Origin of the sequence: Arthrobacter globiformis, assembly GCF_003261175.1 — a bacterium.
Lineage (GTDB): Bacteria > Actinomycetota > Actinomycetes > Actinomycetales > Micrococcaceae > Arthrobacter > Arthrobacter globiformis_A.
Window position 1 is genome coordinate 1 of the sequence record NZ_QLNP01000091.1, and the last position, 10580, is coordinate 10580.

At 65.4% G+C, this 10580-nt stretch carries 10 protein-coding genes, 1 tRNA gene and 1 pseudogene; 10 read left to right on the forward strand and 2 right to left on the reverse strand.

What is annotated here, in order from left to right; genetic code table 11:
* Nucleotides 1-1253 (reverse strand): annotated as a pseudogene (locus DBZ45_RS14840) (pyruvate dehydrogenase (acetyl-transferring), homodimeric type); the annotation flags it as partial.
* Between the two features lie 341 nt (nt 1254-1594).
* Between DBZ45_RS14840 and DBZ45_RS14845 the strand changes: the two are divergent.
* The 7 genes from DBZ45_RS14845 to DBZ45_RS14875 all read left to right on the forward strand — a co-directional run bounded on the left by DBZ45_RS14845 (nt 1595) and on the right by DBZ45_RS14875 (nt 6645).
* Nucleotides 1595-2014 (forward strand): DUF3052 domain-containing protein, encoded by a 420-nt coding sequence (locus DBZ45_RS14845; RefSeq protein WP_111904659.1) that lies wholly within the window; start codon nt 1595-1597, stop codon nt 2012-2014.
* Entirely contained in the window at nt 2011-2514 is a 504-nt protein-coding gene (locus DBZ45_RS14850) for a peroxiredoxin (protein ID WP_223257096.1), read from the forward strand. Before DBZ45_RS14845 ends, DBZ45_RS14850 begins: the two co-directional genes overlap by 4 nt.
* 16 nt (nt 2515-2530) lie before the next feature.
* On the forward strand, nt 2531-3460 hold the full coding sequence (locus DBZ45_RS14855; RefSeq protein ID WP_111904660.1) for an NAD-dependent protein deacetylase: 930 nt from the start codon (nt 2531-2533) through the stop codon (nt 3458-3460).
* An 81-nt stretch (nt 3461-3541) separates the two neighbouring features.
* Nucleotides 3542-3614, forward strand: a tRNA-Val gene (locus tag DBZ45_RS14860).
* 86 nt (nt 3615-3700) lie between these two features.
* Nucleotides 3701-4021, forward strand: a complete 321-nt coding sequence (locus tag DBZ45_RS14865; protein ID WP_111904661.1) for a hypothetical protein — start codon at nt 3701-3703, stop codon at nt 4019-4021.
* A gap of 349 nt (nt 4022-4370) precedes the next feature.
* Nucleotides 4371-5168: an IclR family transcriptional regulator gene (locus DBZ45_RS14870; RefSeq protein ID WP_111904662.1), complete on the forward strand. Its 798-nt coding sequence runs from the start codon at nt 4371-4373 to the stop codon at nt 5166-5168.
* A gap of 127 nt (nt 5169-5295) precedes the next feature.
* Nucleotides 5296-6645 (forward strand): MFS transporter, encoded by a 1350-nt coding sequence (locus tag DBZ45_RS14875; protein WP_111904663.1) that lies wholly within the window; start codon nt 5296-5298, stop codon nt 6643-6645.
* A gap of 106 nt (nt 6646-6751) precedes the next feature.
* On the opposite strand, the gene DBZ45_RS14880 is transcribed toward DBZ45_RS14875, so the two are convergent.
* Nucleotides 6752-7816, reverse strand: coding sequence for a D-2-hydroxyacid dehydrogenase (locus DBZ45_RS14880; RefSeq protein WP_111904664.1), 1065 nt, complete (start codon nt 7814-7816; stop codon nt 6752-6754).
* Between the two features lie 93 nt (nt 7817-7909).
* Between DBZ45_RS14880 and DBZ45_RS14885 the strand changes: the two genes are divergently transcribed.
* The 3 genes from DBZ45_RS14885 to DBZ45_RS14895 form a co-directional block, all read left to right on the forward strand.
* The gene (locus DBZ45_RS14885; RefSeq protein ID WP_111904665.1) at nt 7910-8839 is read left to right on the forward strand and encodes an NAD(P)-dependent oxidoreductase; all 930 of its coding nucleotides are present in this window, start codon (nt 7910-7912) and stop codon (nt 8837-8839) included.
* Nucleotides 8836-9606, forward strand: a complete 771-nt coding sequence (locus tag DBZ45_RS14890; RefSeq protein WP_111904666.1) for an SDR family oxidoreductase — start codon at nt 8836-8838, stop codon at nt 9604-9606. Before DBZ45_RS14885 ends, DBZ45_RS14890 begins: the two co-directional genes overlap by 4 nt.
* Nucleotides 9606-10580 (forward strand): L-idonate 5-dehydrogenase (locus DBZ45_RS14895; RefSeq protein WP_111904668.1); only part of this gene is annotated, 975 nt, incomplete at its 3' end. The genes DBZ45_RS14890 and DBZ45_RS14895, both read left to right, overlap by 1 nt.

Here is a 10580-nt window from a genome sequence, read left to right on the forward strand (position 1 = left end):
CCGTAGCCCTTGACCGTTTTGGCCAGGATCACGGTGGGTTTGCCCTTGAATTCGGTCGCGGCCTTGTACGCGGCGTAGACCTTGCGGTAGTCGTGCCCGCCGCGCTTGAGGTTCCAGATCTCGTCGTCGGTCAGGTCCGCGACGAGGTCCTTGGTCTGTGGGGTTTTGCCGAAGAAGTGTTCGCGGACGAACCCGCCGGATTCGGCCTTGTAGGTCTGGTAGTCCCCGTCCGGGGTTTCGTTCATGATCTTCACCAGGGACCCGTCGGCGTCGCGGGTGAGCAGGTCATCCCATTCCCGGCCCCAGACGACCTTGATCACGTTCCAGCCCGCGCCGCGGAAGAACGCCTCGAGTTCCTGCATGATCTTGCCGTTGCCGCGCACCGGCCCGTCCAGGCGCTGGAGGTTGCAGTTGATCACGAAGTTCAGGTTGTCCAGGTTCTCGTTAGCGGCGAGCTGGAGCAGGCCGCGGGACTCGGGCTCGTCCATTTCGCCGTCGCCCAGGAACGCCCAGACCTGCTGGTCGGCGGTGTCTTTCAGGCCCCGGTTGTGCAGGTACCGGTTGGACTGGGCCTGGTAGATCGCGTTCATCGGGCCGATGCCCATCGACACGGTCGGGAACTCCCAGAAGTGCGGCATCAGCCGCGGGTGCGGGTAGGAAGAGAGGGCGTGGCCTTCCTTGGACTTTTCCTGCCGGAACCCGTCCAGGTCCTCCTCGGAGAGGCGGCCTTCCATGAACGCGCGGGCGTACATGCCCGGGGACGCGTGGCCCTGGAAGAACACCTGGTCCCCGCCGCCGGGGTGGTCCTTACCGCGGAAGAAGTGGTTGAACCCGACCTCGTACAGGGTCGCGGCGCCGGCGTAGGTGGAGATATGCCCGCCCACCCCGATCTCGGGCCGCTGCGCCCGGTGCACCATCACCGCGGCGTTCCAGCGCATGTACGCCCGGTAGCGGCGCTCATACTCCTCGTTGCCCGGGAATTCCGCTTCTTGGTCCACCGGGATGGTGTTCACATAGTCCGTGGTGGTCACCATCGGAACCCCGACGCTCTGCGCCCCGGCACGCTGCAGGAGACTGCGCATGATGTATTGGGCACGCTCCGTGCCCTGTTCCCTGATCAGCGCGTCCAGGGACTCAACCCACTCGGCGGTCTCTTCCGGATCACGATCAGGCAGCTGGTTAGTCAACCCGCTGAGGATATGGGAGGTATCTTCTCCTGCAGCCACGTCCAACCTCTCTTTGCGCGCATTCATCGGCGCACTCAGGTCCGGCAGGGTAGCTGCCCGGCGTGAACGCGTCGTGTGCGTCGTATCGGTTACAACAGCCCGGTCATGTGCGCCGGGCAGGGTTTTATCTCGTGTGTATGACTGCCTATTTGTCCGGGGCGGTTGCCCCGCTAGGCATAGTTGTCAACAGTCACTGTAGCTCCGACGGCTTGCGGATGCGTAGCCGCGCTTGAACCCTCCGCCCTATTTGACCGTCATACTTGTTGTGTGACGCACAATAAGCCGCACTGCGGCGCCCGTAGCTTGAAGCACACGCCCAAAGGGTGTTGGCTTGGAGTAATCGAAATCACCATGCACAGGAGGAACACGTGAGCGAGGCCGACGCCGCCACTTCGGTAAATGTGGCGGAAAAATTGGGTTTCAAGGACGGGGATCTGATTCAGGAGTTCGGTTACGACGACGACGTCGACCTTGACTTGCGTGATGACATAGAGGATCTGACGGGGTCGGAACTTCTGGATGAGGATGATCACGACGTCGTGGATGCCGTGATCTTCTGGTGGCGGGACGGCGACGGGGACCTCGTGGACACGCTGGTCGACTCGCTCACGACGCTCACTGAGGGCGGCGTGGTGTGGGTCCTCACGCCCAAGTCCGGGCGCGCCGGATATGTTTCGCCGTCGGAGATCCAGGACGCTGCACCCACCGCAGGGCTGCACTGCACCACGTCCGCGGGCGTTTCCAAGGACTGGAGCGCCACTCGCCTGGTGACCAGGAAGAACAAGTGACCGGACAAGCCGCTGTCGCGTCGGCGGAACTGGCCGGAGTGCCCGAGGTTGGGCAGCAGGCGCCAGACTTCACCCTGGCTAACCAGTTCGGCGAGCCCGTCCGGCTCGCCGACTTCCGCGGACGCAATGTGGTGGTTGTTTTCTACCCCTTCGCGTTCTCCGGCATCTGCACAGGCGAGCTGTGCGAGATCAGGGACAACCTCGCAGTCTTCGAACATGCCGACGCCGAGGTGCTGGCGGTCTCGGTGGACAGCAAGTTTGCCCTCCGGGCGTACGCCGAGCAGGAAGGCTACGAATTCAGTCTGCTGGCCGACTTCTGGCCGCACGGCGCCGTTGCAGAAAAGTACGGCGTGTTCGACGAGGAGAGCGGAATGGCAAGGCGCGGAACGTTCATCATCGACGCCGGCGGAACGGTCCGCTACGTCGTTGTGAATCCGCGGGGCCAAGCCCGTGACCTTACCGAATACCGCCGCGTTCTGGCAGAGCTGGCCGAGGGTTAGGCGTCAGGGTCAGCCCATGGATCAGCGGCGGACCGGCATCGGCCTGACAGGCTTCGCCAGTCTGCCTTCGGCCCCGCGCGCCGAGTCATCGGCCGGCGACCTCGAAGCACTGGGCGGGATCCGCGACGTACTGGCCGGGCTGCCCTTGGCGCTTCTGACGGGGGCCGGGCTCAGTACCGACTCCGGCATACCGGACTACCGTGGACCGGATTCGCCCCCGCGCTCACCCATGACCTACCAGGAGTTTGTGGCTGAGGCGGCCAACCGGCAGCGCTATTGGGCGCGTAACCACATCGGCTGGTCCCACCTGAGGCGGGCCAGCCCCAACGCCGGCCACGCCGCCGTCGCCGCCCTGGAGCAGCGTGGGCTCCTGACCGGGCTCATTACCCAGAACGTGGATCGCCTCCACGAGGACGCGGGCAGTGTCAACGTGGTGGACCTTCACGGACGCTTCGACCAGGTGGTTTGCCTGGAATGCCGCCGAACGTATTCACGGCACCTGCTCGCAAAGGTTCTGGAGGAGCTGAATCCCGACTTCCTTGACCATGCCATGAAGTCCGGACTTGTCGAGATGGCTCCCGATGCCGACGCCACGGTGGAGGATCTGCGGCTGATCCGAAGCTTTGTGGTTGCCCGCTGTCCCGCGTGCGGCGGCGTGCTGAAGCCGGACCTTGTCTACTTCGGCGAAAACGTCCCCAAGGAGCGCGTGGAGCGCGCGTACGCAATGGTGGATGAAGCCGAAGCACTGCTTGTTGCCGGTTCCTCACTCAGCGTCATGAGCGGGCTGCGGTTTGTCCGTCACGCCGCCAAGCAAGGCAAGCCCGTTGTCATCATCAACCGTGGCCAGACGCGGGGCGACGATCTTGCCACGATCAAGCTGGAGGCCGGGGTCGGCGAGTCCCTCGCCTGGCTGGCAGATGAATTGCCCCCGCTCCCGCCGGCCTGACCCGATTAGGGTTTGAGGGCACTGTTCGGGTAGAGTCTATGTTCGTTGGTTCGAGCGCTTCGGTGCGAAAAACCTCTCTTTGGGTCTTTAGCTCAGCTGGTAGAGCGCCACGTTTACACCGTGGATGTCATCGGTTCGATCCCGGTAGGACCCACCCTGAAAACCCCGTTTGACCAAGTCTTCAACTTGGTCGGACGGGGTTTTGTGTTTAATGTCTGAGCCCGGCCATAACCTGCGGGCATGGAACATGTACTTGTGAGGACCGCTGCCGACGGGCAGCCGGGCGCTGTCATCCGCGGCGGCCAGGAATGGACGGTGGGCGCGGAACCGCTGCGATGGTTTGAACGCGTCAACTGGTGGGAGGCGGAGCGCCGGATGCCGCTGGGACGTAGCCGCGTTGACGTAGAAGTGTGGCGGCTGCAGACCCGGCTGGGGAGAAACGCGGGATCGGCGCTGACCACCATGGAGATCATCCGCGACGGGCTCGGCGGCGGTTGGAGGCTGCGGAGCGCGGTAGCGGACAACACGTTCGCGGAGAAAGCCGTCGCGAATGCAGCCTGAGCAGCAGGCCTGAGGGCTGGGCGCCTAGAAGGGCTGGAGAGCCCGAACTGAATCTCAAAGGCCCGAGAATTGGATAAGCCTTCCACCGCGACTATTGGGGGATGCCGCGGTGGAAGGCTTGAAATTGAATATACCGTGAACATTCGGAAACACGAAACGATCAGGAAGGTTGCTTCGGGAGTGTTCCTTTTGCGCCGGTGGTCGACCAGGCACGGCCTTCAGCGGCAGTCGCCCAGCCATTATGATGGTAGGTGTTCAGTTGACTGGACGCTTTGGCATCGTCGCCGGTGCTCGCGCGCGATGCAGTCTGCCAACCCCGCTGTCTGAGCGCGTACCGAAAGGGAGAATCATGGCCGATTCCCGCACCCCCAAAGCCAATGACGGACTGGGCAGCGCGTCCCCGGCGCCGGCCGTCACGCGAGCCGCGGCTGTCCTGGAGTCGCTTGCGGCGTCCGCCACGGGCCGGCTTACCCTCAGCGACCTCGCCCGGGACCTCGGAATCCCCAAATCTTCCACTTCCAACCTCCTGCTGGCCCTCGAGGAAGCCAGGCTGATCAGCAGGCAGGGCGCCGAGTACACGCTGGGGCGCAAACTCGTTGAACTGGGCGCCGCCTACCTGAGCCGGCTCGACGAAGTCCAGGAGTTTTACCGTTTCTGCGAGCAGGCGCCCACGCTGTCAGGTGAAACAGTGCGCATTGCCATGCTGGACGGATCCAATGTCATCTACCTGGCGCGCTACGAGGGCCATCCGGCCGTCCGACTGACATCCAATATCGGCGACAAGATGCCGGTATCCCTCTGCGCCGTGGGCAAAGCCCTGATCGCCAGGCTTCACGACCACGACATCGACGCGATGTTCGCTGACGATGCGGAGCTTCCCGTGCTGACGCCCAAGTCCCTGCGCACGGGAGCGGAACTGAAGGCCCAGCTGGCCCAAATCCGGGAGCAGGGCTACGCATTTGAGGATGAGGAATCCACCACGGGAGTGGTGTGCCTGGCCGTAACGGTAGCCACCCGCGGAGCGCACGGCCCCAGCCTTGGCCTTTCCGTCACCGCGCTGAAGGCAACCTACTCGCAGGAGCAGGGCGCGCAGATGGTCAAAGAGCTGAATGAGCTGGCCCGATCCCTTGGCAACCCCATGGCCTAGGCGGAAATCCGGCCTATTGGCTAGTCGTTCATCATGTTGTACGCTGTTCAACATAGTGACCGACGCAATAGTGCTGTCACTACTCACCAGGCCAACGGGGGCCTGGAGTGTCTTTGAGGGAGTGCTAGTGACAACTCGTACTGATTCACCGCTGGCTGATCCGGACGGCGCCGTCGTCGAACCGGAACAGCTGCGAAGGGCAACACTTGCCAGCTCCGTAGGATCCGCTCTGGAGTACTACGACTTCTACATCTACGGCCTGGCCTCGGCCCTCATCTTCGGGCCGCTGTTCTTCAAGCCGCTCGGCGATGAGGGTGCGCTGATCGCTTCATTCGCCACGTACGGTGTGGGCTTCGCTGCCCGCCCGTTCGGTGGCATCGTCTTCGGTTACATCGGCGACCGGTTCGGCCGGAAAATGGTGCTGATCCTGACCATCGGCCTGATGGGTGCGGCAAGCTTTGCGATCGGCCTGCTGCCGACCTTCGAGCAGGCGGGAATGCTCGGCGCGGTCCTCCTGGTTATCCTCCGGATCGTCCAGGGCCTCGGTGCCGGGGCGGAGCAGGCCGGCGCAACCACGCTGATCTCCGAAGTGGCCCCGCCCCGCCGTCGTGGTTTCTTTGCCTCCCTGCCGTTCGTGGGGATCCAGCTGGGCACCCTCCTGGGTGCCGGCACCTTCGCCCTCATCGCGACCGCAGACAAGGCAGTCCTTGAAGGCTGGCTCTGGCGGGTGCCCTTCCTGGCCAGCGTGATCCTCATCGCCGTGGCGGTGTTCATCCGCCTGCGGCTCAAGGAAACCCCGGTGTTCCAGGAGCTGGAGAAGCACAAGAACGTCGTCAAGAACCCCGTGGGCCAGCTCTGGAAGCACTCCAAGAAGAACGTGCTGGTGGGCATCGGCCTGCGCATGGGTGAGAACGGAAATTCCTCCATCTACTCGGCGCTGCTGGTGGCGTTCCTGGCGGCCCCGGCGGGCGTGTTTCCGGGGGACAAGTTCATAGGCCCGGTGGGTCTCCTGATCGCCGCCGGTTTTGCCGCCGTCATGGTGGTCACTTTCGGTGCGCTGTCTGACCGCTTCGGCCGCGTCCCGGTCTACCGCTACGGGGCCCTGTTTCAGGCTGTCATCGCCTTCCCGGCGTTCTACCTCGTGACCCTTGGCAACGTGACCCTGGTGTGGGTTGTCATGGTGGTTGGCATCGCGCTCGGCGTGCAGTCCATGCTGGGACCGCAGTGCCCCTTGCTGCCTGAACTGTTTGGCTCGCAGTACCGGTTCACGGGTGTCGCCATGGCGCGCGAACTCTCCGCCGTGCTGGCGGGCGGCCTGGTCCCGCTGGTCGGAGCGGCACTGCTCGCGGCCACCGGCTACTCCTGGCTGGTGCTGGCCATCTACTCACTGGTCCTTGCCCTGATCTCCTTCGTGAGCACCTTCTTCACGCCGGAAACCAAGGGCCGCGACCTCCTGGCAATCGAGGACGCCCGCTAGAAAGGCGCAGCGCTCGGGGGAGGGTGCAACAGGAGAGCCGGGCAACCTTTGGTTGCCCGGCTCTCCGGTTTCCCCGCTGCGGGGGCGCTTTAGTGGAACGGACTCTTTAGTAGAAGTGGACCGTATCCACGAGGTGGGGGAGCTCGCCGCCGTCGAGGAAAGTCCGGAGGTTGCTGCAGAAGCGCTCGGCGATCAGGCGGTTCTCGGCTGCGCTCAGGGCCGAGGTGTGCGGCGAGACCATGACGCGCGGGTGGTTCCACAGCGGGCTGTCCTGCGGCAGCGGCTCGACGGCGAACACGTCCAGGCAGGCGTAGGCCACCTGACCGTTCTCCAGCGCCTCGAGCAGCGCGTCCTCGTCCACTACCGTTCCGCGGCCGACATTCACGAACACCGTGCCAGGCTTCATGGCCGCGAAGACCTCGCGGTTGAAAAGCCTCTCCGTGTACGGCGTGCCCGGGAGGGTGTTCACCACGGCGTCGGCGGAGGCGAGCAGCCCGGCCAGTCCGTTGTTGTCCGCAACTTCCTCGATGCCGTCGATCGGTTCCACCGAACGCTTGGTGCCGCTGACCTTCATGCCGAGTGCGCGGGCGATGCGTGCGGTTTCCAGCCCGATCTCCCCAAGCCCCGTGACCACCAGCGAGGAGCCGTTGACCAGCTTGGTGGGAATCCGCAGCTCCGGCCACACCTTGGCGGCCTGGTCCTGGGCGAGCTCCGCGGTCCGCTTGAAGCCATTGAGGATGCCGAGCGCCGCAAATTCGGCGAGGGGCAGGGCGTGCACGCCTGCGGATGTGGTCACCTTGAACTTGTTAAGGGTTTCGGTGTCGAGGCCGGAGGCTTTGACTGCTCCGCCGGCACCTGCCGCCATGGCGTGGATCCACTGCAGGCGCGGGTTTTCCCTGGCGATCCGCGCCAGGCCGGCCGGGCTTTCGTTCGGGAAGCCGTACAGCACGTCGGCGTTGCCCAGCATCTCCCAGTAGCGCTCCTCCTGTCCAGGCGTGCGCTTGAAGCCGGGGTCGCCGGCGTGGTCGGCGGGGAACCGTTCGGGCGGCAGCAGGTCGGGCTCGTAAAGGACGGTCACGGAGGGATCTACGGCGCGTATGCGTTCCACGTACTCGGCTTCGAGCGGGACGGCGATCGCGACGGTGGTTTTAGTCGTCATACTGTTCATCATACTGAATGGAGGCTAGAATACTGAACAGTCTTCCCGGAAATGATGAATCAGGAATGGCCACAACGACCACAACGAAGTGAGGTTCCGCTGCAGATGAACATACCGAGAGCAGGCTTCGTGGGCCTGGGCCTAATGGGGGCGCCGATGGCCGCGAACCTGGTACGGAAGGGCTGGGCGGTTACGGCGTGGAACCGGTCGCCTGGGGCGGTGCAGGATTTGTGCCGGCTCGGCGGGGCAGCGTCAAAAAGCGTTGACGAGCTCAGAGACGAGCCGGTGATCGTCTTCATGCTGCCGGACCTCGGCTACATTGAGGACGTGGCATCCGGACTCCTCGAGAGCTGGAAGCCAGCACCGCCGGCGCCCGGCACCGCCGTGGTGGTCATGAGCAGCGTTTCCCCCACTGCGGTCAAGGTTTTCGGGCAGAGGGTCCGCGCGGCCAGTTCAGGCCGTGCCGTGGTGGTGGACGCGCCGGTCAGCGGCGGGACAAAGGGTGCGATCGATGGCACGCTGGCCATTATGGCCGGCGCGGACCACGAGGCCGACTTCCGCCGGCTGCTTCCGCTTTTCGAGGCCATGGGCACCACCGTGCGGCTCCTGGGTCCGCTCGGCGCCGGATCGCTGGCTAAGGCGTGCAACCAGCTGGTGGTTGGAACGACGACGGCGGCACTCGCCGAAGCGGCTGAGCTCGCCGAACGCTCGGGCGTCGACGTCGCGGCCCTCTATGAGGTCCTGTCCGGCGGCCTCGCCGGCAGCCGCGTCCTGGACCAGGTGGGCCCGCGGATGGCCCGGAAGGACTACACCCCCACCGGCCCGGCAAAGTTCATGCACAAAGACCTGTCCTTCGTCGTGGAGACGGCCGACGCCGCCGGGGCGGCCGTTCCGATGGCGCGGGCCGGCGTCGAACTTTATGCCGAACTGAAACGCCAGGGTCTGGGGGACCAGGACCTGGCCGTGGTGCGGCAGACCATTTCAAATCTCAGCAGGACGGGCGCCGTGAGCGCCGCAGAAGGGACCTTTTCATGACTTCACTTTTTGATTTGACCGGGCGGGTTGCTTTGGTGACTGGTTCGAGCCGGGGGATTGGTAATGCGTTGGCTCGGGCGTTGGCTGATGCGGGTGCGACGGTGGTGTTGAACGGGGTGAATCCGGAGCGGTTGAAGGCTGCGGAGGCGGTGATGGCGGCTGAGTACGCGCCGGGCCGGGTGCACGGTGTGGCGTTTGATGTCACGGACGATTCGGCGGCCGCGGCCGGGGTGGCCTGGGTCGAGGAGCATGTGGGGCCGCTGGAGGTCCTGGTGAACAACGCCGGGATCCAGCACCGGGTGCCGATGCTGGAGCTGGACGTGAAGGACTGGGAGCGGGTGATCTCCACGGACCTGACCAGCGCCTTCCTGGTGGGCCGGGAGGCGGCCCGGCACATGATTCCGAGGGGTCACGGGAAGATCATTAACATCTGTTCGGTGCAGACGGACCTGGCCCGGCCCACGATCGCCCCGTATGTGGCGGCGAAGGGCGGGTTGCGGAACCTGACCCGGGCGATGACCGCGGAGTGGGCTGGTGCGGGGCTGCAGATCAACGGGATCGCGCCGGGGTATATCCATACCGAGATGACGCAGAACCTGGTGGACGATGAGCAGTTCAATGCCTGGATCCTGGGCCGGACCCCGGCGGCGCGGTGGGGCACGGTGCAGGATTTGGCCGGCCCGGCGGTGTGGCTGGCCTCCAGCGGGTCTGATTTCGTGAACGGGCAGACAATCTTTATCGACGGCGGAATGACGGTGGTGGTCTGATGACACACACAACAGAATCTTCAGCAGAAACAACGGCAGCAGCGGCAACGGAACTGCCGGTGTCGGGTCCGGCGGTGGTCGCGCATGCGAAGGGGGATCTGCGGATCGATGATGTCCCGCTGACGGCCCCGGCCCCGGACGAGGCCGTGATCGAGGTGCTGTATGGGGGGATTTGCGGGTCGGACCTGCATTACTGGCTGCACGGCGCGGCGGGGGAGTCGATCCTGAAGGCGCCTTTGGTGCTGGGCCATGAGATCAGCGGCCGGGTGGTCAGGGCTGCCGCGGACGGTTCCGGCCCGGCCGCCGGGACCCCGGTGGCGGTGCACCCGGCCACCCCGGGCCCCGGGACGGGCCCGGACGCGCCAAGGTACCCGGCGGACCGGCCGAACCTGTCACCGGGGTGCACGTACCTGGGCTCTGCGGCGCGGTTCCCGCACACTGACGGGGCGTTCAGCCGGTACGTGAACCTGCCGGTGAGGATGCTCCGGGCCCTGCCCGAAACCCTGGACCTGCGCACCGCGGCCCTGATCGAACCGGCCAGTGTGGCCTGGCACGCGGTCGCACGGGCGGGGGACGTGGCCGGCAAGACCGCGCTCGTGATCGGGTCTGGCCCGATCGGGGCGTTGGTGGTCGCGGTCCTCAAACGTGCCGGCGCTGCCCGGATCGTCGCGGTGGACATGCACGCCAAACCCCTGGAGATCGCCACGGCGGTGGGCGCGGACGAGACCCTGAACGCCGCCGATGGTGAGGCGATCGCCAGGGTGCAGGCCGACGTCGTGATCGAATCCTCCGGGAACCACCACGGCCTGGCCTCCGCGATCCAGGGCGCCGCCCGGGGCGGGACCGTGGTCATGGTCGGGCTGCTGCCCACCGGCCCGCAGCCGGTCCTGATCTCCCTGGCCATCACCCGCGAACTGGACCTCAAAGGCTCCTTCCGGTTCAACGACGAAATCGACGAGGTCATCACCGCCCTC